The following is a 24901-nucleotide window of genomic DNA, read 5'->3' as shown; positions in this document are numbered from 1 at the left end:
GGGGGAGCCGATCCCGACGGCGATGCGATGCCCCGGCGGGGGCTGGCGCAGGTCCTCCTCGATGCGCCGGGCCAGCTCCCGGGCGTGGTCGGGCCCGGGCTCGGCGTCGGCGACCTGGCGGACGTGCTGGCCGAACTGGTCGCGCTGGAGCCGGCGGCGGCGCGGGCCCGGGCGGTCACGGTGACCCGATCGGGGCCGAGCGCCGCGATCGTGACCCCCGCGGTGTTGGAGCCCACCGCCTGCGTGCGCCTGTTCCCGACGGAGGCCGAGACGGCGCCGCCGATGGCGGGCTGGCCGACGGAGCTTCGGGAGGCCGTGGGGGGCCACGTCTACTCGTGCGCCGGGGGGCACACGTTCGATGGACGTCCCTCGCGCGGCGTCGACGGCGCCGAACTGGATCGGGTGGCGCGGCGGCTGCGCGCGGGCGGCATCGGGGCGGCGGCGATTACCGCGGTGTTCTCCCCGGTGAACAACGCCGACGAGATCGCGGCGGCGGCGCGGCTCGCACTCGGCGTACCGGGCCTGCGGGTCAGCCTGTCCCACGAGATCGGCACGATCGGGCTGTTTGAACGCGAGAACGCGACGATCCTCAACGCGGCGCTGGGGGCGCTGGCCGAGCGCACCGCCATCGCGACGACCGCGCAGGTGGCCGCCGCGATTCCCGGCGCGCGCGTCTACCTCGCCCAGAACGACGGGACCGCGGTCGAGATGACGTTCGGCCGCCGCTACCCCGTGCTGACGCTCTGGTCCGGCCAGGCCTGCTCGATCCACGGGGCCGCCGTTCTCAGCGGGCACCCGGACTGCGTGGTCGTGACCGTCGACGAGCGGGGCGGCACGGTGGGGGTGGCCCAGCGCGGGCTGGCCCGGCAGACGCCGTACGACACGGTCGCGGCCGGCATCCCGGTCAGCCTGCGCCGCGCCGAGACGGTGCCGGTGGCTGCTCCCGAGGATGCCGCCGCCCTGGATCGGGCGGTCCGCGCCGTCGACCCCGGGCGGTCACTTCCGGTGGTGCTGGTGGGCCCGCAGGTACGTCGGGTGCCGGAGCGATTCGAGGCCATCAGGCTGGCGTACGGCACGGTCGCCGCGGCTGTCGGCGCCGCCCGAACCCGGATCGGCGGGGTGGTGGACCGCATCGTCTCCGGCGACGCGGGCGCGCGGGCCGCGGCGACCCGGGAGGCCGAGTCGCTCGCCCGCCAGCGCGCGGTGCTGGCCGGCGCGCTCGACTCCTCGGTGCACGTGGTCGAGACGGAGGAGTTGCCGGTGGGCTACCTGCCCGGGGACGTGGTCCGGCTCCGGGTCCAGGCCATCGGCGGGCTGGACTGAGGCCGGCGGCCCCGCCGGCGATCAGCCGCGCTGGGCCTTCTTCGCCCGGGCCTCGGCGATCTTGGCCTCGCGCTCGGCGTACAGCTTGCGCGTCGGGTCCTCGGAGCCCAGCTGCGCCGGCCCGAAGAACGTCATGGCGATCTTGCGCAGGCGCCACCCGATCCGGTAGCCCAGGCTCAGTCCGTCGCTGCTCATGCGTGGTCCTGTCGTCGGGTCGCCGCGACCCTCGGGGGTCGCCACGACGATGCTCGGTGCCGCGGAGGTGAACGAGTGTTCGCGTGTTCACGTCCAGACTCAACGATACCCCGGGGGGCACTACCGCACGGTCCTGCCGAAGGGACCAGCTCGTCCACATCCCCCCGGCTCCGCGCGCTCGTCCACAGCCGGCGCGCGGCCCGGCGCCGGCCGGAACCCGCAGCTGGTGTCCTAGGCGGCGACGCCGGCCGCCCGCGCCGGCGCAGAAGGGGGTCGGCATGGTCTCGGCACGAGTCGACACGGGGTCCATCGAGGACGCCGCCCGCGCGGTGAGCCGGTCCGGTGACCGATGCGCGCTCGACGTGGCCGTCGTGGCGGCCGGCTTCGGGCAGGTGGCCGGCGGGGTGATGGATCCCGGCCTGGCGGGAGCCGCCGGAGGCGCCGCGCGCCGGTGGACCGAGGCGGTCTCGGCTTGCGCCCAGGCGGTGGGCGTCGTGGGCGGCGGGCTGAGCCTGGCCGGCCGCTCCTACGACTCCGTCGAGGGCGCCACCACGATGACCTTTGCGAGGAGGTGATGAAGGTCATCGTCGGCTCGCCGACGCTCGTCCGCTCCGGCGCCGAGCGGATCGCGCAGGCCAGCAAGGAGCTGACCGAGACCGGCGGGGCGCTCGCGGGCGCCGCCGGCAGCATCACCGGCACCTGGTCGGGCCCGGCGGCGGTGGCGTTCGGCGGCGCGGCGCAGCGGACGGAGCAGGCCTGCCGCCGGACCGGGGCGCGTCTGGCGGAGGTCGCCGACGCCGGCACGCGGTACGCCGAGCGCCTGCAGGACGCCCAGGACGAGCTGGCTCGACTCTCCCAGCGGGAGCTCCGCCTCGGCGAGGAGGAACTGCTGCTCCGGGTCAAGGCGGCCGCCACGGCGCCGGTCGGCGTCGACCAGCCCGAGCTGGCCGACGTGGCGGCGGCGCGAGACCGGGTCTGCGCGGCCGCGGAGGAGATCGTGCGGCGGCACGAGCTCGAGCGGGCCGCCTTCGAGGCCGCCCTGACGGCACCCCCGCCGCTCGGCACGCTCGGCGAGGTCGCCGGGATGCCCGCGCCGGATTGGACCTTCCTCACGACGCTCAACGACAAGGTGGGGGAGGGCACGTCGCTGGTCAAGAAGACCAGGGCGACCGTGGACGCCTTTCGGGCGCGGGCCGCCATCGCGGCCATCGGGCGCGAGGCGATGCCGCTGACCGAGGCCGCCGCCGCCGAACTGGCCGGAGCGGAGCAGAAGCTGGGCGCGGCCAGCAAGGTCTTCACGGGGCGACCCGTGCCGGGTGCCGAGGCCGCCGGCCTGCTCGACCGGTTCGCGGTGCTCAAGACGGTCGGTGGCCGCATCAACCTGGGCATGACGGCCTGGGAGGGCTTCGGCGACTTGATGAACGGCGACCCCGAGCACCCGGGGTTCCGGGACGTGGCCACCCGCGTGGCGGGCGCCGCGGGCGGGGTGGGCGCCGTGGTGCTCCTGGCCTCGGCGGCCAACCCCGTGGGCATGGCCCTCGTTACGGGATACGGTGCCTACAAGCTCGGCACCTGGGTCTACGACCACCGCGACGACATTAAACGGGTGGCCACGAACGCCTGGAATCGGGTCGCACCGGCCGCTGCGGCCGGCCGGGATGCCGTGGCGGGGAAGGCCCGGGTGGCGGGTCGGGCCGTCGGAGACGCGGTGAGTCACGCGGCCAGCGACGCGGGCGCCGCGGTCCGGGACACGGCGGCAGAGGTGGGCGACCGGATCGGCGCCGGGCTGCGGGCGCTGGTGCCCCGGCCGCGGTTCGGCTGGTGAGCGCCGTGCCGAGCGGCGCGGGTCGGCTGGTGAGCGCCGTGCCGAGCGGCGCGGGTCGGCTGCTGCTCACCCTGACCGACGAGGAGATCCTCGCGATCGACGGTGCGGACCAGGGAGTGGTGAGCCTGCCGTACCTCGACCGCATCGACGCGACCGCCCGGGACATCGCGCGCTCCACCGCGCTGCGCAGCCTGTTCGCGCGGGCCCTGCTCCGCTATGCCGACGAGCCGCACGACGATGCGGGCCGGGCCCCCGGCCCGGGCGAGCGCGTCGTCGCGGTGGCCCCGGACCTGGCGTGGATCCTGGCCGTCCGGCGCGAGCCGGACGCCGTGCTGGCGGCGCAGCGGATCGTGGCGGGGCGGCCCGGCGGGGCGGGCGGTCCCCACCAGGGTCCGGACGTGCTGATGCGGTACGTCCACGCCGTCGGGGAGGAGGTGCTGGTCGAGGACGTCTCGCCCTCGGGCGTGCACCGGTTCGTGGCGGCGCCGCGGTCCGCCCTGGCCGAGCTCATGAGGGCCTATCTCGTGGCGGATTATGGCCGGCCGAAGGACGGTGCCAAGGACAAGGTCCAGGAAGGGGCCGAGGAAGGGTTCGAGGGGTGGCCGCCCGAGGTCGTCCCGGCCCGGGACGGCGCCGCGGTCCTCGGCGGGGTGCATCTCGTCGCCGAGCTCGTGGTCCGGCACGACGACGCCCCGGTGCGCACGTCGCACACGGCGTACGTCTATCCGCACGTTGCCTACGTCGGCGCCGCCGCCCTGGACGACCCGGCCGCCGCCGTCCTGACTCGGCGGGACCCGGCGACCCTCGGGGACTGGGCCGTGGCGCTGCTGGCCGAGCCGGCCCGTGCGGCTGTGGGCGGGGGTGCGCGAGAATCGGCGTCGTGAGCACTCCCCGCGACGTCGTCATCCTCGGCTCCACCGGCTCGATCGGCACCCAGGCGTTGGACGTCATCGGCCGCAACCCGGACCGCTTCCGGGTCGTGGCACTCGCGGCCGGGGGCGGCGGCCTGGCCCTGCTGGCGCGCCAGGCCGTCGCCTTCGAGGTGCCGCTCGTCGGGGTCGCGCACGGCGGCGCCGACGTCGTGGCCGCCGCGGTCGAGGGGGCCGCGCGGGAGGCCGGCCGCCCGACGTACACCCCGCAGATCGTCACCGGCCCCGACGCCGCGACGCAGGTCGCCGCCGCGCCGTGCGACGTCGTCCTCAACGGGATCACGGGGTCGGTCGGCCTCCTGCCGACGCTGGCGGCGTTGCGCGCCGGTTCGACCCTCGCGCTGGCCAACAAGGAGTCGCTCATCGTCGGCGGCCCCATCGTCAAGGCCGCCGCCCGCCCGGGCCAGATCGTGCCCGTCGACTCCGAGCACTCCGCACTGGCGCAGTGCCTGCGGGGAGGCCGGGCGGAGGAGGTACGGCGGCTCGTCGTCACCGCCTCCGGCGGGCCGTTCCGCGGCAAGCGCAAGGAGGAGCTGTACGCCGTGACGCCCGAGCAGGCCCTCGCCCACCCGACGTGGGACATGGGCCGCGTGGTCACCACCAACTCGGCGACCCTGGTCAACAAGGGCCTGGAGGTCATCGAGGCGCACCTGCTCTTCGACATCGGCTTTGACGCGATCGACGTGGTGGTGCACCCGCAGTCGATCGTGCACTCGATGGTGGAGTTCACCGACGGCTCGACCCTCGCCCAGGCCAGTCCGCCCTCCATGCTCATCCCCATCGCGCTGGGGCTGGCGTGGCCCGAGCGGGTCCCCGACGCCGCCCCCGGCTGCGACTGGACCACGGCGCAGAGCTGGGACTTCGAGCCGCTGGACGACGAGGCGTTTCCGGCCGTGGGCCTCGCCGTGCAGGCGGGTCGGGCGGGCGGCACCTTCCCGGCCGTGTACAACGCCGCCAACGAGGAGTGCGTCGACGCCTTCCACGAGCGCCGGATCGCCTTCCCCGACATCGTCGACACCGTCGCCCGCGTCGTCGGCGACTGGGCCGACGCCCCCGCCAACCCGCGCGCTGGCGGGAGTGAATCGGGCGCGCTCGACGTTGACCAGGTGCTGTCCGCCGAGCGGTGGGCCCGCGCGCGGGCCCACGAGGTGCTTGGGATCGGGTAGCGCCCGCCGAAAGGCAACTGGGAGAACGATCCCGGCACCCAGCGTGGCCGGGGAACCGAAAGGGGCCACCGCCCGTGCTCATGTACGTCGTCGGCGTGTTGATCGTCGCCCTGGGCATCGGCGCGTCCATCGCGCTGCACGAGATCGGGCACCTGGTGCCCGCCAAGCGGTTCGGGGTGAAGTGCCCGCAATACATGATCGGGTTCGGGCCCACGCTGTGGAGCCGCAAGATCGGCGAGACTCAGTACGGGCTGAAGGCCATCCCGCTGGGCGGCTTCGTCAAGATGATCGGGATGTTCCCGCCCAAGCCCGGCGATCCGCCCGGGGTGGTGCGCCCCTCCAGCACGGGGCGCTGGTCGGCGATGATCGACGACGCGCGCACGTCCTCGATGGAGGAGATTGAGCCCGGCGAGGAGCACCGCGTCTTCTACCGGCTGACGACGCCGCGCAAGCTGGCCGTGATGTTCGGCGGTCCGCTGATGAACCTGCTCATCGCCACGCTCATCATCACCGGCATCGTCACCCTCTACGGCCGCCAGGTCGAGGCGGACGGCGGGCGCATCGGCACCGTCGTCCAGTGCGTGCGCCCGGTCACCGGGACGGCCGCGGATGCAACCGCCTGCACCGCCGCGGACGCGCCCTCGCCGGCGGCGGCGGCCGGGCTGCGACCGGATGACGTCATCGTCGAGATCGCCGGGTCCCCGGTCGCCAAGGCGGCCGACGTCTCGCGCCTCGTGCGACCGAACGCGGGCAAGCCCATCCCGGTGGTCGTGACGCGCGCCGGCGAACGCGTGTCGCGCACCGTGACCCCGATCGCCAACCAGGTCCCCGAGCTCGACGCGGACGGCGTGCCCCGCAAGAACGCAGACGGCAGCATCGCCATGACGACCGCTGGCTACATCGGCACCTCGACCGGGCAGAACACGGTGCTGCAGCGCCAGAGCATCACGCAGGCCCCGGCCATCGTCTGGGACGGCGTCAAGCAGACGGCCGGCGTCGTGTTGCGGCTGCCGGAGAAGGTCGTGGCCGTCGGGCAGGCCGCCTTCGGCCCGGGGGAGCGGGCCGCGGACAGCCCCATGTCGGTCGTCGGCGTGGGTCGCGTGGCAGGCGACACCGCCAGCACCATGACGTTCATGGGAGTCCGGCTCGCCGGGCCGGTCGACCTCGCCGTCATCCTCCTGATGCTGCTGGCCAGCCTGAACATCGCGCTGTTCGTCTTCAACCTCATCCCGCTCATGCCGCTGGACGGCGGTCACATCGCGGGTGCCCTGTGGGAGGGGCTACGGCGTACCGTCGCCCGCCTGCGCGGTGCTCCCGACCCGGGGTACGTCGACGTCGCGAAGGGGCTGCCGCTCGCGTACGCCGTCGCGACGCTCCTCATCGGCATGTCGGTCCTGTTGATCTACGCGGACCTCGTCAAGCCGGTCCGGCTCTGAACCGCCGGAGCGCTCGGACGTCGCGGCGAGGGGGCCACCCGTGGCGACGGGCGGCAGTCGGCGCTGGAATACTGGGCGCATGACCGTCGATCTCGGCATGCCGTCGGCTCCCGCCGCTCCGCCGCTCGCCCCGCGCCGCCCGTCCCGCAAGATCCGGGTCGGATCGGTCGAGGTCGGAGGCGACGCCCCGGTCTCCGTCCAGTCGATGACGACCACACTGACCTCCGACGTCAACGCCACCCTGCAGCAGATCGCGGAGCTGACCGCGGCCGGCTGCGACATCGTCCGGGTCGCCTGCCCCAGCCAGGACGACGCCGACGCCCTCGGAGAGATCGCCAAGCACTCCCAGATCCCGGTGATCGCGGACATTCACTTCCAGCCGAAGTACGTGTTCGCGGCCATCGAGGCCGGTTGCGCCGCCGTCCGCGTCAACCCCGGCAACATCCGCGAGTTCGACGACAAGGTCAAGGAGATCGCGCAGGCGGCCCGGGACTATGGCACCTCGCTGCGGATCGGCGTCAACGCGGGCAGCCTGGACAAGCGCCTGTACGCCAAGTACGGCGGACCCACCCCCGAGGCGCTGGTGGAATCCGCCGTCTGGGAGGCGGGGCTGTTCGAGGAGCACGACTTCCACGACTTCAAGATCTCGGTCAAGCACCACGACGTACCGACGATGATCCGCGCCTACGAGCTGCTCGCCAGCAAGGGCGACTGGCCGCTCCACCTCGGCGTGACCGAGGCCGGCCCGGCGTTCCAGGGCACGATCAAGTCGTCGGTGGCCTTCGGGCACCTGCTGGCCGAGGGCATCGGCGACACGATCCGGGTCTCGCTGTCGGCGCCGCCGGTGGAGGAGGTCAAGGTCGGCAACCAGATCCTGCAGTCGCTCGGGTTGAAGCCGCGCAAGCTGGAGATCGTCAGCTGCCCGAGCTGCGGACGCGCCCAGGTCGACGTCTACACCCTGGCCCAGCAGGTCACCGCAGGGCTGGAGGGGATGACCGTCCCGCTGCGGGTGGCCGTCATGGGCTGCGTCGTCAACGGACCGGGGGAGGCGCGGGAGGCCGACCTCGGCGTGGCGTCGGGCAACGGCAAGGGCCAGATCTTCGTCCGCGGCGAGGTCGTGAAGACGGTGCCCGAGAGCGAGATCGTCGAGACGCTCATCGAGGAGGCCATGCGGCTGGCCGACGAGATGGGCGAGCCGGCCGGTGACGGCGGCGCGGGCCCGACGGTGACGGTCGGCGGGTGACCTGCGCCCCGCACGCAGGGGGCCGCTCGTGAGACCCTTCGCCGGACGCGTCGTCCGGTACGTCGGCGAGGCCGACCGGGCTGCGGCGCTGGACCTGTGCGCCCGAGATCCGTTGGCGAACTGCTATGTCGCCGCCCGCATCGGGGAGGTCGACCTGGATCGCTCGCGGTCCCTGCTCGGGCACTACCCCGGGGGGCGGCTGGAGTCCCTGTGCTGGGTGACGGCGAACGTCATCCCGGTGGAGTGCGGCCCCGACGCCGCCACGGCCTTCGCGGACCGGTTGCGGCGCGTGCAGCACCAGTACTCCTCCATCTTCGGCCCCGCGCTGCAGGTGGCGCTCCTCTGGGACGACCTGTCGGCCAGCTGGCGGCGGCCGCTGGAGGTGCGGGCGCGGCAGCCGCTCATGGCCATCGGTCCGGACGACCCGCTCGGGGTGGCGCCCGATCTGCGGGTGCGGCCCGCGGAGACGGCCGAACTGGACCGCCTCGTGCCGGCGGCGTCGGCGATGTTCACCGAGGAAATCGGTTACCCGCCCTACACCGATCGAGGCAGCGAGGTCGCCTATCGCAACGGGGTGCGTGGCCTGATCGCGCGGCAGCGGGCGTACGTGCTCGTGGAGGACGGCCGCATCCTCTCCAAGGCCGACCTCGGGTCCGTGGGGGTCGGCGCGGGCCAGATCCAAGGCGTGTGGGTGGACCCGGCGTACCGCGGCACGGGGCTCGCCGCCCCCGCGATGGCCAGGGTCGTCGAGCTCGCGCGTCGCGAGGTCGGGTGGGTCAGCCTCTACGTCAACGACTACAACACCCAGGCCGTGCGGACCTATCGTCGGGTGGGCTTCCAGGACGTGGGGCTCTTCGCCACGATCCTGTTCTGAGGCGCTTGCCCCAGCAACCACTCGGCGGGGCGCGGGAACCGTTGGGCGGACCGCTCGTCGTCGGCGGCGCTGCTTGACGTTCACGTCAACCTGCGCTGGCTGCCGCTGATCGATGAACATGCGTTCACTGCTTGCTGGCGTCAGCGCAGGTCAGCGACGCTCAAGTCGGTCGATCGGCGTCGCTGCCGTGGCGGGGGGGTCCCCTGTGCGCGCTGCGCCGAGCCGGCCCGAGCTCGTACGGCGGCCGGCGCGACGGTCCGCTCGGAGCGGATCTGTCAGGCCGCGGTCGATCCGCGGACAGCCACGCCTCGCCATCGGACGCTTACCCGCGCCCGCGCTGCCGCGCGCCCATCTTCAGGAGAGGCACCCACATGACGCCTGCCTCCCCGACCAGTCCCTCCGGGCCTGATCAGCCCGGATCCGCCACGGCGGCCCCCCACCGGGACGTGCCCGTGCACATGACCTTCGACGGGTCCGGCCACGAGATCGTGATGGACCCGCAGTACGGGCCCACGACCATCGACGGCTATGCGCCCGACGCCACGCCGACGCCCGGCAAGTTCCCGCTGCGGCCCGTGCTGGCGGCCACCGTGGGGCACGCGGTGGAGTGGTTCGACTGGACCATCTACTCGCTGTTCGCCGTGTACTTCGCCACCCAGATCTTCCCCTCCGGCAACGAGACCGCGGCGCTGTTGGCGACGTTCGCGACGTTCGCGGTCGCGTTCTTCCTGCGGCCCGTCGGCGGCTGGCTCATGGGCCGCTTCGCCGACATGGCTGGCCGCCGCGGGGCCATGATGCTGTGCGTCGCGCTGATGGCCGGCGGTTCGTTCGTGATCGGCGCGCTGCCGACGTACAACCAGATCGGCTGGGCGGCCCCCGCCATCCTGATCATCGCGCGCATCGCGCAGGGCATCGCCGCCGGTGGCGAGCTGTCCAACACCTCCGTCTACCTCTCGGAGGTCGCCCCGCCGGAGCCGCGCGGCCGGTACACCTCGTTCATGTACATGGGCACCGGCACGGCGCTCATCATCGCGACGGGCCTGGGCTACTGGCTCGCGAAGGTGCTGGACAAGACGCAGATGGCCGAGTTCGGCTGGCGCATGCCGTTCATCCTGGGCGGCATCTTCGCCCTAGTCGGCTTGTTCATGCGGAAGGACCTCAAGGAGTCCGAGCTGTTCGAGGAGCACGCCGCGAAGAAGATGGAGAAGATCAAGAACCCGCTCCTGACGACGCTGCGCCGCTACCCCAAGTCGGTGCTCCACGTGGTGGGCACGACGATGCTGTTCGCGGTCGTCTACTACACCTTCATCGGCGCGATCAACAGCCAGGCCGTCAAGACGTTCAAGGCCGACTCCGGCGACGTGTTCATGGCGATGACCATCGCGATGGTGCTGTTCATCGCCCTGCAGTACCCGCTGGGGCCCTGTCGGACAAGATCGGCCGCAAGCCGATGTTCCTCATGGCCTGACCCCGGTTGGTTGATCCAGGTTGAGTGAGAGTCTTGTGGCCCACGAGGTGGGCAGGAAGGCTCGACACGACATGGCATCGAGGAAGCGACACACGCCTGAGCAGGTTGTCCGTAAGCTCACCCAGGCCGACAGGATGTTGGCCGAGGGCAAGGAGGTCGCGGACGTCTGCCGCGAGCTCCAGGTGACCGAGGCGACCTACTACCGCTGGCGTAACCAGTTCGGTGGCTTGAAAGCCGACGACGCGAAGCGCCTCAAGGACCTCGAGCGGGAGAACGCGACGCTCAAGCGGCTGCTGGCCGACGCGGAGCTGGAGAAGGCTGCGTTGAAGGAGATCGCCCGGGGAAACTTCTGAGCCCGGAACGCCGGCGGGCGGCCGTCGCTCACCTCATGCTCAGCATGGGTGTGAGTGAGCGGTTCGCCTGCCGGGTGACCGGGCAAAACCGCACGACCCAACGACGGCCGCCCGCAGCGACGACGACAGGTGACCCCGACTGCGCTTTGCGCACCTGGCTGCGCGCCTGGTCCAAGAACCACCCTCGGCGCGGGTTCCGCAACGCCTACCACGACGCGCGAGCCGAGGGCTGGGCGGTGAACCACAAGAAGGTCCAGCGACTATGGCGAGAGGAAGGCCTACGCGTCCCGCAACGCCGCCGCCGCAAACGCCCGGGCATCTCCACGACCCCGAACCTGCCGACCGCCGATGCCCCGAACAGGGTTTGGGCCGTCGACTTCCAGTTCGACGCCACCACCGACGGCAAACCCATCTAGATCGCCACCATCGTCGACGAACACACCCGCGAATGCCTCGGCGGCCTGGTCGAGCGCAACATCACCGCAGACAACCTGATCGAAGAACTCGACCGCATCGCCGCCCAGCGCGGCTACCCGGCCGTGCTCCGCTGCGACAACGGGCCCGAACTCGCGTGCGTCGCGATGGCCCACTGGGCCCACGACCGCGTCGGCCTGCACTTCATCCCACCCGGCGAACCATGGCGCAACGGCTACGTCGAGTCCTTCAACTCCCGCATCCGCGACGAGTGCCTCAACATCAACATCTTCTGGAGTCTGGCCCAGGCCAGGGTCGTCATCGCCGACTGGAAGCAGGACTACAACACTCGCCGACGCCACAGCTCCCTCGGCTACCAGCCGCCAGCGGTCTACGCTGCTGGATGCACCCACCGATGAAAGATCGACTCTCACAAGGCCTGGATCACTTCTCGGGGTCCCGCCACTCATCTTCACCGGCTTCTTCACCGTCGCGATGGTGCCGCTGTCGAGCCTGGTCAGCAACAGCTTCCCGAAGCTGGTGGCGCTCTACTGCATCGGGTTCGCGGTGTTCGCGTTCGCCAGTGCGATCATCCCCGCGGTGATGGCCGAGCTGTTCCCGACCGAGGTGCGCTCGACCGGAATCGGCGCCTGGTACAACATCACGGTCGCCATCTTCGGCGGCATGGCGCCGTACGTCATCACCTGGCTCGCCGACGCCAAGATGGCGGACAAGTTCTACTGGGTCGTCTCGGGCGTCGCGCTGGTGGCGTTCCTCATCGTCCTGACAATGCCGGAGACCAAGGCCAAGCGCCTCGACTGAGGGGCAACTGACGACGAAACGCAGCAAGGAAGGGGTACGGCGAGTGCGGTAGGCCACCGCGCTCGCCGTACCGTCGTTTTCCCCTCAGCTCAGCGTGGCGAACGGACCGCAGCCCGGTTCATCGAGGCCCACCGACGCGCCGCCCGCGCCCATGCGGCCCGGCCCGGCGTACGAGCTCGCGGGCGAACGAGGCGGTGCTGTGCTCGACGGCGCGACGCCGCAGCTCGTCCAGGAGGTCGGCGACAAGGGCATCGTCGGAGCAGAGCACCTCGAGCCCGGCACGGTCCCGGCCGTACCGCGGGCTCGCTCGTCGCTGCAGGGCCGCGACGGGAACGTCCCGATAGCGGAAGAGGCGTACGCCGAAGCTCACCACGGCCCGCTCCCGGTCGGGGCCGACCGCGAGGTTCTGGTAGTCGACCTGGCCGACGGGAGTGGCACCCATGCCGTATCGCCTCGAGGCGACCAGGTCGCCCAGGGAGTGGTGGTAGCGCATGTCACCGCCGCCGACCCCGATGACGGTGGCGGCGGGGTCGCGCCCGGCGATGTCGGCGAGGGCGATGTCGAGGTCGACGTACCGGTGGCCCTCGATCTCCTCCTTCGTCACGGCGAGGGAGTCGGCCGGGACCCCGAGGTGCGCACTGAGCGTATCGGCCAGCGAGGAGTCCAGCCCCGCCCCGCGGGCCTCATGGATGGCGTCGAGTAGGTCACCCAGCCCGGTCAGGATCTGCGTGATGGTGGCGGCGGAGCCGCCCGTGTCCCCGAGTGCGGTCATGTCCGCGAGAGTAGCCAGCGCCGCTGGCGGGGGCTGCCGAATTTTGCGCCGGGTCAGACCGCCTCCTGGAAGGCGTGCAGCAGGGGCCACATCGTGGCGCCCAGTTCGACCTGGGTCAGCAGGATCGCGATCGTGCCGGTGGCGGGATCGATGAAGAAGTCGGTGCCCTGGCCGCCGGTCCAGCCGTAACGGCCGACGTGGGGACCGCTGGTCTGGATCGCGACGCCGTACCCCCACCCCGTGCCCTCCCAGAAGCCTGGAAAGAAGCTCTCCGGGCTCTTGGCCTCCGGCGCGACCTGGTCGCTGGTCATCGCGCGCACCGATTCCGGGGCCAGCCAGGCGCTTCCGTCGGGAAGCCGCCCGTCGGCGCGGAGCATCCGGGTGAACCGGTGCAGGTCGGCGAGCGTGGCGAGCAGTTCGTTGTGCGAGACGTCGACCGGGGGCGGCCCGACCCAGATCCCGCCGCCGGCGGCCGGTTCGGTCTGGACGAGGGCCCCGTCGTCGTGCCGGTACGCCGGGGGCAGCCGGTGGGCCTTCGCCGGCGGGACCCAGCACACGGTGTCGACCATGCCAAGAGGCCCGAACACGTCCTCGGCTAGATGCTCCTGGAGGGGTCGGCCCGCCACCCTGCTCAGCAGGATCCCCAGGATCGCGAACGAGTGGTGGTAGCGGAATCCCTCGCCCGGCTGATGCGCCAGGGGCAGCGTCGCCAGCGCGGCGAGCCATTCCTCGGCGCCGGTGGTCACCGGCTCGGGTCCCGCCTCGACGCCGGCGGCGCGCATGGCCAGGCCGTACGGCGTCGCCCCGGTGACGTCCATGCCGTAGCCGGAGCCGTTGGTCAGCAGGTCGCGCACCGTGATGGCGCGCGTGGCGGGCACCGTCTCTGTCAGCGGCCCGTAGGGGGCGCGCAGGACGCGCCGGTCGGCGAGCTCGGGGAGCCACCGGTCGACCGGGTCGTCCAGCCGCAGCCGCCCGGCCTTGATGAGCCGCAGCGTGGCGGCGGCGGTGATCGGCTTCGTCATCGATTGGATGCGCACGATGGCGTCGGGGTCGGCCGGTGGCCCGTCGAGGGCCCACGAGCCCACGGCGTACGTCTCGGTCTGTCCCGCCCGGTCGACCAGCGCCAGCCCGCCGGGAATCACCCCCTGCTCGACCGCCTCCGCCAGGACCTGCTGCGCCGTCATGACCGCTCCCCTCGAGTCGCCCCTGTTGCCGGTGACCACTCTGTCAAAGACCTCCGACAGCGCCCGGGTCCGCGCGCGGGGGCAGCGCATGGGTTGGGGCTGGGACTGGGATCCCAGCACACCCCGGACCATCGCGATGTACTCCTCCATCGCCGCGTCCGAGGCAGCCTGGTCCCCGTCGAGCAGCGCCTCGAACAGCAGCCCCCGGCCGACGGCGGTCGAGAGCCGGGCGAGCACCCGGACGCGCGCGGGATCGATGAGGTCGGCGTACGCTCTCGCAAACGCAGCCTCCGTGCGCGGGGCCAACTCCGTGCGCAGCGGCTCGGCGTAGGCCAGCCCCTGCATCGCGTGCGCCGCGAGCTCGAAGAACAGCGGGCCGAACGCCGCGGCCTCGGCGCGGACGGCGCGCCAGTTCTCTCGGCCGCGCTCGAAGGGGTCCCCGTCCGCGGCGGTGAGGGCGTCGACGCGTGCGCTGTCCCCGGCAACGACGGCCTGGATGACGGCGGCGAGGAGGTCGTCGCGGGACCCGAAGTGGTAGTGCAGCATGCGTTGGCTCGTGCCGATCGCAGCGGCCAGGGTGCGCAGGCTGGTGTCCCGTACGCCGTGGCTGGCGTAATAACCGATCGCCGCGGCCAGCAGGCGGTTTCGGGTGTCGGTGGGCATCGGGCGCGCCGCTCGTCGGGCCCCGCGCCTCAGCGCCGCTCCGCCAGCCGGGCGAATGTGTCCGCCTCGCGCTCGACGTACGCCCTGCCCTTTCCGGCGAACAGCCGACGCACCACACCCCCCATCGGACCCGACCAGCCGAACGCCAGTTCCAGCACCGAGCCCGCGCCCCGCGGCTCGACGCGGTGCCGCGCCGTGCTGACCAGCCCCGGCGATCGCGCCACCCAGGTGAAGCCCGTGCCGGGCTCCCAGTGCGTGATCTCGTACGTCGTGGGGGGCAGGCCTGGCTGCCTGACTCGGTAGCGGCTGCCGACGCCGGCCGGCTCCTGGCCGCCGACGTGTCGGATGGCGGTGACCGTCGGCAGGTGGTCGGCCCAGCGATCGAGGTCGGCGACCACGGACCACAGGGCAGCGGGAGAGGCGGCGGACTCGGCGGCGGCGCGGATCATGTATCAAACGATACATTCGGAAAGCTATCGGTCAGCTATTCCGAACCCGACGTTCGAAGCCATCGGATGAGATCGCTGTGGCCGACGACCTGCACTCCGTCCGCCGGGTAGCCGGGTCTGCCTGTATCGGGGTGGACGACGAACCGGTGCGGCACCTGCAGATCCGCGCAGGCCCGATAGAAACCGGGCCCCAGGACCGGCGATGTCGACCGCTTGATCTCGATGGCGACGTGGGGCCTACCCGACGCCGTCAGGACCAGGTCGATCTCGTCGCCGCGCGTCGTCCGGTAGTGGAACGGGCGCAGCTGGGTCGCGTTGATCACGGTCTCCACGACGAAGCTCTCGTAGCTCGGTCCCGCGGCCGGATGGCTGAGCAGGGCGTCCACGCTGTCGATCTCCAGCAACGCGTGCAGCAGCCCGGTGTCGCGGACGAAAACCTTCGGGGATTTGGTCATGCGCTTGCCGGTGTTGGCGTACCAGGGCAGGAGTCGGCGAACGAGTCCGAGGTCGGTGAGGAGATCAAGGTAGGACGTGACCGTGGGACTGCTGATGCCCAGTCCCGTCGCCAACCGCGAGGCGTTGAGCAACCCGCCGCTAGCGTGCGCGACCATCGTCCACAGACGACGGAGCGTCTCGGATGGAATCCGCGGCGCGAACATAGGGACGTCGCGCTCGAGGTAGGAGCGGATCAGATCCTCCCGCCAGCGCAGAGAGGCGCGGTCCGAACCTGCGGTGAGGCTGTCGGGGAAACCGCCACGCAGCCACAGTGTGTCTGCGCTGATCCCAGCGGTGGCGGCCTCGTCGAGGTTGATCCCACCCAGGTCGAGATGGGCGACGCGACCGGCCAGGCTGTCCGAAGACAGGTGCACCAGATCTAGGGAGGCGGACCCCAGGAGGAGAATTGTCCGGTTCGGAATTCGGATCGGCGGTTGTCATCGATGACGCCACGGAGGATGTCGAACAGCTCCGGGGTGCGGTGGACCTCGTCCAGAATCACCAATCGTGGCGCCTGGGACCGCAGGTAGGCGTCGGCGTCGTGGAGACGGCGTCGGTCGGCGGGGCGTTCCAGGTCGAGGTAGGTGGCCTGTCTAGGCAGCGCCTCCGCCACACCTCTCGCGAGCGTCGTCTTGCCCACCTGCCGTGGTCCGAGCAGGACGACGGCCGCCGATTCGCCGAGGAGCTGACGGAGCTCGTCGGCTGCTCGGCGGGGGATCATGAGCAAATCTTAAACGAGCTTTTAGATTTTCACGCGTCCCGCCGCAGCGCTGTCTCGGCTGTTGCGTCGACGCTCGCCGGGGCCGGACCCGAGCGTCCGGATCTGGATAGGGTTGGCGGAGCGGGCCCGACGTGGTCTTGCGGCGAGTTCTCCTCCTGTTGAAAGGCGCCCGACGTGTCCAGCCTGTCCGAGATCCTCACCACTCCCGAGAAGGCGCCGGCCGCCGTCACGACGCTGAGCGGCGTCGTCCAGGACGAGGTCCAGAGCAAGTCCGGCATCGGCGGCATGGCCCTGAAGGCGGGGTTCGCGGCGGCGACGAAGATCCGCCCCGACCTGGTGCCACACGCGGTTGAGCGGATGCTCCCCGACTTCGCCGAGAAGCTGGACCCCTACTGGCAGGGCCGGGGCGCCCAGCCGTTCGGTGAGCACCTGCGCGCCCACGAGGCGCAGGTCACCGACGCCTTGCTCGCCGTGACCGACGAGCGGGTCGAACACGCCCGCCCGGCCATCGGCAAGATTTACAGCGGCCTGCGGCCCAAGGCCGCCGCCCACGTCCGGGACGCGCTGCCGCGGCTCGGCGCGGCCATCGAGTCGCTCGCGGACTAACCGGTACGGCGGGGGCGGGCGCGGCCGATATCCTGCGGGGGTCCCTCGACGCCCAAGGAGTTTCCGGTGACCGTCCTGCGCCTGTCCAGCCTGTTCCTGCGGACCCTGCGCGAGGACCCGGCCGACGCCGAGCTGCCTGGCCACCGGCTCCTGGTCCGCGCCGGGTATATCCGCCGCGCCGCGCCGGGCATCTACTCCTGGCTGCCGCTGGGGCTGCGGGTGCTGCGCAAGGTCGAGGTGATCGTGCGCGAGGAGATGGACGCGATCGGCGCCCAGGAGCTGCTCTTCCCCGCGTTGCTGCCTCGGGAGCCCTACGAGGCGACGGGCCGCTGGACCGACTACGGCCCCAACCTGTTCCGGCTGAAGGACCGCAAGGACACCGACATGCTCCTCGGCCCCACGCACGAGGAGATGTTCACGCTCGCGGTCAAGGACCTGTACTCCTCCTACAAGGACCTGCCGCTCGCGCTCTATCAGATCCAGACGAAGTACCGCGACGAGGCCCGCCCGCGCGCCGGTCTCCTGCGCGGCCGCGAGTTCGTCATGAAGGACTCCTACAGCTTCGACATCGACGACGCGGGGCTGCAGGCCAGCTACGACGCCCACCGCGCGGCGTACATCCGCATCTTCGACCGGCTCGGCTTCGACTACGTCATCGTGCAGGCGATGTCCGGCGCGATGGGCGGGTCGGCCTCCGAGGAGTTCCTCGCGATCGACCCCAACGGCGAGGACACGTTCGTGCGATGCGACGCGAGCGGGTACGCCGCCAACGTCGAGGCCGTTCAGGTGCCCCAGGCGCCTGCGGTGGCCGCGGACGTCGTGGCCGCGACGCCTCCGGCGACCGAGGTCGACACCCCCGACACCCCGACGATCGACACCCTGGTCGCCGTGCTCAACGAGGCGCATCCCCGCCACGACGGCCGGCCCTGGACGGCGGCCGACACCCTCAAGAACGTCGTGGTGATGCTGCGCTCGGGGGACGGCAGCCGTACGCCGCTCGTCGTGGGCCTCCCCGGCGATCGCCAGGTCGACCCCAAGCGCCTGGAGGCGCAGGTCGCGCCGTACGAGCTCGACGACTTCGCCGAGGACGACTTCAAGAACTGGCCGGCGCTCGTCCGCGGCTACATCGGCCCGGCCGCGCTCGGCCCCAACGCCGAGCTGGCGGAGGACGACCCGCGCCGGATCCGGTACCTGCTCGATCCCTCCGTCGCCGAAGGCTCCTCATGGGCCACCGGCGCGAACAAGTCCGGCGTTCACGTCGTCAACCTCACCTACGGGCGGGACTTCCGGGCGGACGGCGTGATCCAGGGCGCGGAGGTCCGCGACGGCGACCCCAGCCCCGACGGGGCCGGCACCCTGCGTACCGCCCGCGGCATCGAGATGGGCCACATCTTCCAGCTCGGCCGCAAGTACGCCGACGCCCTCGGCCTCAAGGTCCTCGACGAGAACGGCAAGCTCGTCACGGTGACGATGGGGTCCTACGGGATCGGGGTGTCCCGGGCGGTCGCCGCGGTGGCCGAGGGGACGCTCGACGAACTGGGCCTGTGCTGGCCGCGGGGGCTGGCCCCGGCGGACGTCCATGTGGTCGCGACGGGCAAGGACGCCGCGGTGTTCGCCGCGGCCGCCGAGCTCGTGGACGCGATGGCCGCGGGTGGTCTCGACGTACTCTTCGACGACCGCGTGAAGGTGAGCCCGGGCGTGAAGTTCATGGACGCCGAACTCATCGGCGTCCCCACGATCGTCGTCGTCGGCAAGGGCCTGGAGGCCACGCCGCCGGTGGCCGAGATCAAGGACCGCCGCACGGGCGAGCGCCGCGAGGTTCCCGTGGATGCCCTGGTGGACGCCGTGGTGGCGGAGGTCCGGGCTGGCTGACCGTCCGGCCGTAGGCTGGTCGGCATGGCCGAGGGTTACGTCCCGTTCCCGTCGTTCGCTGGATGGGTGACGACGTACGACGGCTCGCTTGTCGATGAGGTCACCGCGCAGCTGCAGAACGCACGGCGGGCGTTCGGCGATGTGGCTGCAGACCGGGCCGTTGAGGTGGCGTCTCGCTATGCCGCCGTGGACACCGGCGCGATCGAGGGCCTCTATGCCACCAGCCGTGGTTTCACCCGCACCATTGCGGAGCGCTCGGCCAACTGGGAAGCGGCCCTGAAGATGCACCCCGAGGCCGAACACCACATCTGGGACGCCCTAGCCGGATATGAGTTCGTGCTCGACGCCGTGACGCAGAAGCATCCGATCACCCAGGCCTGGATCCGGGATCTGCACGCCGTCCTGTGTGCCTCGCAGGCGACCCACGACGTCTTCGTGGAGGTGGCGGGCCGACTGCACCGCGAGGCCCGCCCGCTGCCTAAAGGGGCCTACAAGACGGCGCCGAACTTCCCGACGAACCCTGATACCGGCGCGATGCATCACTACGCCCCCGTCGACGACACAGCTGCCGAAATGGCGCGGCTGATGGACGAGCTCACGTCGCAGGAGTTTCTGGACGCACACCCGCTGGTCCAAGCCGCTTACGCCCATTACGCCTTCGTGTGCGTGCATCCTTTCGCGGACGGCAACGGCCGCGTGGCGCGGGCGCTGGCCTCGGTGTTCCTCTACCGTCGGCCGGGGATACCGCTGGTCATCTTCGCCGACCAGACCCCCGCCTACCTCGACGTCCTCGCGGCCGCGGACGGCGGACGTCCCGAGGCGTTCGTCACCTTCGTTGAGCAGCGTGCGATCGACGCGGTCAACCTGGTCCTCGCCGAGGTCTCGAGCGGAGGCGGCTCGGGAGCCGAGATTGCCGCCGCACTTCACGACGACGGCCGTGGCGGCAGCAGCCTTCCGCGCATCGAGCTTCTTGCCGGCAGGCTGGCGGGATGTATCCGTGACGCAGTGGAGTCAAGCCTGCCCACGCTGTCCCTGCCCCCCGAGATCGTCCTTGCCGTGGGCAGGTCTGGTGTAGGCGGGCCGTTGCCGCCGGGATGGGGACGGTTCGTCGATCGCTCTGTGCCCGGAGGGCTAGGCACTCGGATCGACTTGAGCTGGTCATCGGCGCCGTCATGCTCGGTTTGGCTGCAACTCGATGCAGCAGCCAGGGAGCCGCAGAGAGGACCCCGAGACCCGGCCGATCAGACGCTTATTGCCGTAGCGGCGGCTGGCAGCCGAGGAACTGGCGCATTGTGGGAGGTTCGACCTCGCGAGATCCATCCGGCGATCTCACAAGCGTTCGAGTTGCGGGTCCGGGCCTGGGTTCGGGGGCAGCTGCAGCAGCTGAGTGCCGAGCTGGCGGAGAGGATCCGCGAGTTCCGAGCGGAGCCAGGCCGATGAGGCGGCTGGCGGCGCGTGGGGGGTTAGCCGGGCGCACCACCCGGGCGCTTGAGTCAGAGCAGCTCCAACAGCTGCACCAGCAGGATCATGCCGGCAATCGCTAAGGCACCGCCGACGACCTGCGTGTGGATGACGTGCCAGAGGTCGGCGAGGTCGACGCGCAGCGTCGAGGGTTCCTGGGCGAGGCGATCGACGGAGCGCCGATAGGCACGGGCCGACGCGGCGACGCCACCCGCGATGAGGAGGCCGGCGGGCCAGAGGGCCTCGCTGAGCGCCAGGAGCAGGCCGACGGTCACCGCCAGGTAGGTGCGGCCCCACAGACGGTCGTGGCCGTAACGATGGCTGATCAGGGACACCGACGCCGAGGGCGGCGTCGACGCGACGCGCATGGTTCCGCCTCCTCTCGCGGGGCGTGAACCTGGGGCCGCGCCCCGCGCTCGCCGTACGTCGTTCGCTGCCGCCGACCCGGGAGGTCGGCGACGGAACGGTCCTCACCGAGTTCGACGAACGGACAACGTCATTGGTTCCCAGCGGCTTAGCCGTCCGCGGACCGTGCCGCGGCGACGACGGCGTCGGTGAGTCGGTCCAGCGCGGGACTGTCGAGCTTCCACCGGTGCCAGTACAGCCGCCGCACCACCGCAGCCAGGCCCGGGACCGGCACAAGCCCCGCGCCCTTGGGGACCTGGGCGGTCGGCAGCATGCCCCAGCCGAGGCCCGCCCGGACCGCGGCGACGAACGCCTGCGAGTTCGGGATCCGCGGGCCCGCCACGTCCGTGGGCACACCGGCGGCGCGCAGGGCCCGATGCTGGAGATCGTCCTTGTCGTCATAGCGCAGCGCGGGGAGGCGCGTCAGGTCCGGGGCCGCACCGGCCGTGGTGTAGCGCGCCAGGAGATCGGCCCGGGCGTACGGGCGGTACGTCATCTGCGCCAGCGCCACCGCGCGGCAGCCGGGCACCGGCCTGGCGTGCGTCGAGACCGCGGCCAACGCCACGCCCTCGCGCAGCAGCGCGGCGGTGTGTTCCTCGTCGTCGACGTGGAGCCTGAGTCGTACGCCGTGCCAGGTGGCCGCCTCGACGAACACGGCGGGAAACCACGTCGCGAGCGAGTCGGCGTTGACCGCGACCGGCAGGTCGATGGCCACCCCGGGCTCCTGCGGGCCCGCGAGCTGCACGCGCATCTCCGCGTCGAGCAGCGCCACCTGACGGGCGTAGCGCAGCAGAGTCCCGCCGGCCGCGGTGAGTTCGCTGGGGGTGCCCCGCCGGACGACGACCTGGCCCACCGCGCGCTCCAGCGCCTTGACGCGCTGGCTCACCGCGGACGTCGAGATGTGCAGGCGGACGCCCGCACGCTCGAAGCTGCCCGCGTCCGCGACGGCGGCGATCGTCGCCAGCTGCTCGGCGCTGATGAAGCTCATCTTCACAGGCTACAACTTCTTGATGTTTCGCTTAACCCGCGGGCGGGCCTAGCCTTGCCGGCGTGACCACGTACCTGCTCGGCCTGTCCACCGGACTCGCGCTCATCGTCGCGATCGGCGCCCAGAACGCGTACGTCCTGCGCCAGGGCATCCGCCGCGAGCACGTGGGCCTGATCGTCGCGATCTGCGCCGTCTCCGACCTGCTCCTGATCGGGCTCGGCACGGTCGGGATCGGCGCGCTCGTGACGTCGGCTCCGACCCTCCTGCAGGTGCTCCGGTGGGGCGGCGTGGCCTACCTGCTGTGGTTCGCGGTCACGGCGTTCCGCTCGGCCGCCACCGGCGGCAGCCTGACCGCGGCGGGTGGGCCGCAGCGCGTCTCCGCCCGGCGGGCCGGCCTGGTGGCGGCCTCGCTGACGTACCTCAACCCGCACGTCTACCTCGACACCGTCGTGATGGTCGGCAACCTGGCCAACCAGCAGGGTGCGCTGCGGTGGGCGTTCGCCGGGGGCGCGGGGACGGCGTCGGTCGGATGGTTCACGAGCCTCGGGTACGGCGCGCGGGCGCTCGCGCCGCTGCTGGACCGGCCCGGCACCTGGCGCGCGGTGGACATCGGGGTGGGGGTGGTCATGCTCGCGGTCGCGGCCCGGCTCGCGCTGGGCGGCTGAGCGCCGGGGGCGGCCAACTGCGGCAGGGCTGGCTGGCCTGCGCCATCGGCGGGCAGGATGGAGCCCATGCGCATCGACCTCAACGCCGACGTGGGGGAGTCGTTCTCCCGGTGGACCCTGGGCGACGACGCGGGGCTGGCGCCGGTGCTGTCGAGCATGAACGTCGCCTGCGGCTTCCACGCGGGCGACGCGTCCGTGATGACCGCGACGGTGCGGCTGGCCAGCGAGCACGGGTTGGCGATCGGCGCCCACGTGGCCTACCGCGACCTGGCCGGCTTCGGGCGGCGGTTCATCGACGCGGACCCCGACGACCTGCGGGCCGAGGTGCGCTACCAGGTCGGAGCCCTGCAGGCGATCGCGGCCGCCGAAGGGATGACCGTGACCTACTGCAAGCCACACGGGGCGCTCTACAACACGATCGTCGACCACGAACGTCAGGCGCGGGCGGTCGTCGAGGCGCTCGCCGGCCTGGCGGAGAACGGGTCGCCCCTCACCCTGCTGGGCCTGCCGGGCTCCCTGGCGCTGCGGTACGCCTCGGAGGCCGGGCTGCCCATGGCCGCGGAGGCATTCGTCGATCGGGCCTATGCCGCGGACGGGACGCTCGTGCCGCGCTCGCAGCCCAGCTCGGTGCTGCACAACCCGGACGCCGTCGCCGCGCGGGCGGTGCGCATGGTCACCGACGGCGTGGTCGACGCGATCGACGGGACGGCCGTGCACTTCCGGCCGGCGTCGCTGTGCGTGCACGGGGACAGCCCCGGCGCCGTCGGCATGGCCCACGCGGTGCGGGCGGCGCTGGAGCAGGCCGGGGTCGACGTCGGCCCGTTCGCCCCGGCCCCGGTCCCGGTCCCGGTCCTGGGCCGGATGTCGGCCCCGGCAGCCGACCCCGCGCCGTGATGCGGGTGCTGCCCTGCGGCGCGGACGCCGTCCTGCTCGAATTCGCCGATGGGGCGCAGGCGCTCGCCTATCGCGCGGGACTCGCCGCGGCCCCCTTGACCGACGTGGTCGAGGTGGTGCCCGGCGCCCGCACCGTGCTGCTGCGGGCGCGAAACCCTGCGGCCGTTCCGGGGGTGGTGGCGGCCGCGCGGGGCGTCGTCCCGCGTCCGCTGGGCGCCGTTGACGCGCCCGACGCGCCCGGAGCGGGCAACGCGGGGGAGGTGACGGTGCCGGTGACGTACGACGGGGAGGACCTGCGCGACGTCGCCGACCTGCTCGGGCTGAGCCCCGAGGGGGTGGTCGCCCGGCACACCGAGCTGACCTGGACCGTGGCGTTCTGCGGGTTCTCGCCGGGATTCGCCTACCTCACCAGCCCGGACGCCGGCTGGGTCGTGCCGCGGCGGGAGTCGCCCCGCACCCGGGTGCCGGCGGGGTCGGTGGGATTGGCGGGGGAGTACTGCGGCTGCTATCCCACCGCCAGCCCCGGCGGGTGGCAGCTGATCGGCCGGACGGAGGCCCCCTTGTGGGACGTCGAGCGGGATCCGCCGGCCCTGCTGCCGCCGGGCACGCGGGTGCGCTTCGAGGCGGTGCGATGAGGCTGCGGGTCGTCGATCCGGGGACGCGGACGCTGGTGGAGGACCTCGGCCGCGGCGGCCTCGCCAGCCTGGGCGTCAGCCCCTCCGGCGCCGCCGACCGCGGCGCGCATCGGCTCGCCAACCGGCTGCTCGGCAACGACGAGGGCGCCGCGACGCTGGAGGTCCTGCTGGGCGGGCTGGTGGTGGAGGCCGAGTCTCCGGGAGTGATCGCGGTCGCCGGGGCGCCGGTTCCGCTCACCGTGGGGGATCGGGCGGTGCCGTGCGAGGCGGCGGTGTACGTCGGCGCCGGGCAGCGCGTCCGGCTCGGCCGCCCCCCGAGCGGGCTGCGGTCGTACGTCGCGGTGGCCGGGGGTATCGCCGCCGCTCCGGTGCTGGGCAGCAGGTCCGCCGACACCATCGCGGGGCTGGGACCCGCGCCCCTCGCGGCGGGGGACGTGCTGGAGAGCGGGGCTGCCCACCCGGCCGACGCGGCCTCCTTCGGCGCGGGCGGAGCGGCCGGGCACGACGGCCAGACTGCGGCGTTGTTGCTGGCAAACGCCCATCGGACGGCTTCCGACGGGGAGCCGCGGCTCACCGCGACGTGGGGGCCGCGGGCGGACTGGTTCACGGCGGAGGCCCGGGAGCTCTTCCCCCGAACCCGCTGGGAGGTGACCGCCGACGGCGACCGGGTCGGGGTGCGTTGCGCGGGGCCGCGGCTGGAGCGCGCGGCGGATGGCGAGCTGGCGAGCGAGGCCACCGTGCGGGGCAGCGTGCAGGTGCCCCCGTCGGGGCAGCCGGTGATCTTTCTCGCCGACCACCCGACCACGGGCGGCTATCCGGTGATCGCGGTCCTCGACGAGGCCGCGACCGACCTGGTGGCGCAGCTGCGGCCCGGGGAGACGATCCGGTTCGCCGTCCGCTGGCCCGCCTACGCCACCGACCTGCTCTGGGGGCAGGACGACCGAAGTCATGGCAGAACGACCCAGGCTTCCGCCGCACCATCACCCTGACCAGCGGTTTTTCTCCAGGCGGGCGGTGTGAGCGCCGCGATCTGGTAGCGGTTC

23 protein-coding genes and 2 pseudogenes are annotated in these 24901 nt (G+C 72.4%); 18 read left to right on the top strand and 7 right to left on the bottom strand.

Annotated features, from left to right (window positions below; translation table 11 throughout):
* Window positions 1-27 precede the first annotated feature (27 nt).
* Window positions 28-1323 carry a hypothetical protein gene (locus IPK37_00715; protein QQS01058.1) on the top strand — a complete coding sequence of 432 codons (1296 nt, stop codon included), beginning with the start codon at window positions 28-30 and terminating at the stop codon, window positions 1321-1323.
* Window positions 1324-1344: 21 nt separating this feature from the next.
* Here the strand turns inward: IPK37_00715 and IPK37_00710 are convergent, their stop codons facing one another.
* Entirely contained in the window at window positions 1345-1518 is a 174-nt protein-coding gene (locus IPK37_00710) for a hypothetical protein (protein QQS01057.1), read from the bottom strand.
* Window positions 1519-1796: 278 nt separating this feature from the next.
* On the opposite strand from IPK37_00710, the gene IPK37_00705 reads away from it, so the two are divergent.
* From IPK37_00705 to IPK37_00660, 10 genes and pseudogenes are all read left to right on the top strand, one after another.
* The gene (locus IPK37_00705; protein QQS01056.1) at window positions 1797-2093 is read left to right on the top strand and encodes a hypothetical protein; all 297 of its coding nucleotides are present in this window, start codon (window positions 1797-1799) and stop codon (window positions 2091-2093) included.
* Window positions 2093-3343, top strand: a complete 1251-nt coding sequence (locus IPK37_00700) for a WXG100 family type VII secretion target (protein ID QQS01055.1) — start codon at window positions 2093-2095, stop codon at window positions 3341-3343. Before IPK37_00705 ends, IPK37_00700 begins: the two co-directional genes overlap by 1 nt.
* Entirely contained in the window at window positions 3340-4227 is an 888-nt protein-coding gene (locus IPK37_00695) for a hypothetical protein (protein QQS01054.1), read from the top strand. The genes IPK37_00700 and IPK37_00695 overlap by 4 nt, the downstream gene beginning before the upstream one ends.
* Complete coding sequence (locus IPK37_00690; GenBank protein QQS02582.1) at window positions 4215-5438, top strand: 1-deoxy-D-xylulose-5-phosphate reductoisomerase; 1224 nt, start codon at window positions 4215-4217, stop codon at window positions 5436-5438. Before IPK37_00695 ends, IPK37_00690 begins: the two co-directional genes overlap by 13 nt.
* Before the next feature lie 80 nt (window positions 5439-5518).
* On the top strand, window positions 5519-6874 hold the full coding sequence (locus IPK37_00685; GenBank protein ID QQS02581.1) for a site-2 protease family protein: 1356 nt from the start codon (window positions 5519-5521) through the stop codon (window positions 6872-6874).
* A gap of 79 nt (window positions 6875-6953) precedes the next feature.
* Entirely contained in the window at window positions 6954-8117 is a 1164-nt protein-coding gene (gene ispG, locus IPK37_00680) for a flavodoxin-dependent (E)-4-hydroxy-3-methylbut-2-enyl-diphosphate synthase (GenBank protein ID QQS01053.1), read from the top strand.
* 28 nt (window positions 8118-8145) lie between these two features.
* The gene (locus IPK37_00675) at window positions 8146-8991 is read left to right on the top strand and encodes a GNAT family N-acetyltransferase (protein QQS01052.1); all 846 of its coding nucleotides are present in this window, start codon (window positions 8146-8148) and stop codon (window positions 8989-8991) included.
* Window positions 8992-9362: 371 nt separating this feature from the next.
* The gene (locus tag IPK37_00670) at window positions 9363-10487 is read left to right on the top strand and encodes an MFS transporter (protein ID QQS01051.1); all 1125 of its coding nucleotides are present in this window, start codon (window positions 9363-9365) and stop codon (window positions 10485-10487) included.
* A 43-nt stretch (window positions 10488-10530) separates the two neighbouring features.
* Window positions 10531-11645: pseudogene (locus IPK37_00665) on the top strand (IS3 family transposase).
* A gap of 79 nt (window positions 11646-11724) precedes the next feature.
* Entirely contained in the window at window positions 11725-12048 is a 324-nt protein-coding gene (locus tag IPK37_00660) for an MFS transporter (GenBank protein QQS01050.1), read from the top strand.
* 118 nt (window positions 12049-12166) lie between these two features.
* Here the strand turns inward: IPK37_00660 and IPK37_00655 are convergent, their stop codons facing one another.
* The 4 genes and pseudogenes from IPK37_00655 to IPK37_00640 all read right to left on the bottom strand — a co-directional run bounded on the left by IPK37_00655 (window position 12167) and on the right by IPK37_00640 (window position 16332).
* Window positions 12167-12820, bottom strand: a complete 654-nt coding sequence (locus IPK37_00655) for a hypothetical protein (protein ID QQS01049.1) — start codon at window positions 12818-12820, stop codon at window positions 12167-12169.
* Window positions 12821-12873: 53 nt separating this feature from the next.
* Window positions 12874-14667, bottom strand: coding sequence for a serine hydrolase (locus IPK37_00650; protein QQS01048.1), 1794 nt, complete (start codon window positions 14665-14667; stop codon window positions 12874-12876).
* A gap of 29 nt (window positions 14668-14696) precedes the next feature.
* Window positions 14697-15116 (bottom strand): SRPBCC family protein, encoded by a 420-nt coding sequence (locus IPK37_00645; protein QQS01047.1) that lies wholly within the window; start codon window positions 15114-15116, stop codon window positions 14697-14699.
* A gap of 35 nt (window positions 15117-15151) precedes the next feature.
* Window positions 15152-16332 (bottom strand): annotated as a pseudogene (locus IPK37_00640) (ATP-binding protein).
* Between the two features lie 174 nt (window positions 16333-16506).
* On the opposite strand from IPK37_00640, the gene IPK37_00635 reads away from it, so the two are divergent.
* The 3 genes from IPK37_00635 (at window position 16507) to IPK37_00625 (ending at window position 20250) form a co-directional block, all read left to right on the top strand.
* A complete protein-coding gene (locus tag IPK37_00635; GenBank protein QQS01046.1) occupies window positions 16507-16938 on the top strand; it encodes a hypothetical protein in 432 nt (143 codons plus the stop codon).
* A 66-nt stretch (window positions 16939-17004) separates the two neighbouring features.
* Window positions 17005-18810 carry a proline--tRNA ligase gene (locus IPK37_00630; protein ID QQS01045.1) on the top strand — a complete coding sequence of 602 codons (1806 nt, stop codon included), beginning with the start codon at window positions 17005-17007 and terminating at the stop codon, window positions 18808-18810.
* A gap of 24 nt (window positions 18811-18834) precedes the next feature.
* Complete coding sequence (locus IPK37_00625) at window positions 18835-20250, top strand: Fic family protein (protein QQS01044.1); 1416 nt, start codon at window positions 18835-18837, stop codon at window positions 20248-20250.
* Between the two features lie 53 nt (window positions 20251-20303).
* Here the strand turns inward: IPK37_00625 and IPK37_00620 are convergent, their stop codons facing one another.
* A complete protein-coding gene (locus IPK37_00620) occupies window positions 20304-20639 on the bottom strand; it encodes a hypothetical protein (GenBank protein QQS01043.1) in 336 nt (111 codons plus the stop codon).
* Between the two features lie 146 nt (window positions 20640-20785).
* On the bottom strand, window positions 20786-21655 hold the full coding sequence (locus IPK37_00615) for an ArgP/LysG family DNA-binding transcriptional regulator (protein QQS02580.1): 870 nt from the start codon (window positions 21653-21655) through the stop codon (window positions 20786-20788).
* Window positions 21656-21747: 92 nt separating this feature from the next.
* Here IPK37_00615 and IPK37_00610 point away from each other — a divergent pair, with 92 nt between their 5' ends.
* From IPK37_00610 to IPK37_00595, 4 genes are all read left to right on the top strand, one after another.
* Window positions 21748-22329 (top strand): amino acid transporter, encoded by a 582-nt coding sequence (locus tag IPK37_00610; GenBank protein ID QQS02579.1) that lies wholly within the window; start codon window positions 21748-21750, stop codon window positions 22327-22329.
* A 66-nt stretch (window positions 22330-22395) separates the two neighbouring features.
* Window positions 22396-23223 carry a LamB/YcsF family protein gene (locus IPK37_00605; protein QQS01042.1) on the top strand — a complete coding sequence of 276 codons (828 nt, stop codon included), beginning with the start codon at window positions 22396-22398 and terminating at the stop codon, window positions 23221-23223.
* Window positions 23223-23858 carry an allophanate hydrolase subunit 1 gene (locus IPK37_00600; protein ID QQS01041.1) on the top strand — a complete coding sequence of 212 codons (636 nt, stop codon included), beginning with the start codon at window positions 23223-23225 and terminating at the stop codon, window positions 23856-23858. Before IPK37_00605 ends, IPK37_00600 begins: the two co-directional genes overlap by 1 nt.
* On the top strand, window positions 23855-24847 hold the full coding sequence (locus IPK37_00595; GenBank protein QQS01040.1) for a biotin-dependent carboxyltransferase family protein: 993 nt from the start codon (window positions 23855-23857) through the stop codon (window positions 24845-24847). The genes IPK37_00600 and IPK37_00595 overlap by 4 nt, the downstream gene beginning before the upstream one ends.
* Window positions 24848-24901 lie beyond the last annotated feature (54 nt).

This window comes from Austwickia sp. (assembly GCA_016699675.1).
Taxonomy (GTDB): Bacteria; Actinomycetota; Actinomycetes; order Actinomycetales; family Dermatophilaceae; genus Austwickia.
The sequence above is the reverse complement of the archived record's forward strand: the minus strand, read 5'-3'. Positions and strand labels throughout refer to the sequence as shown.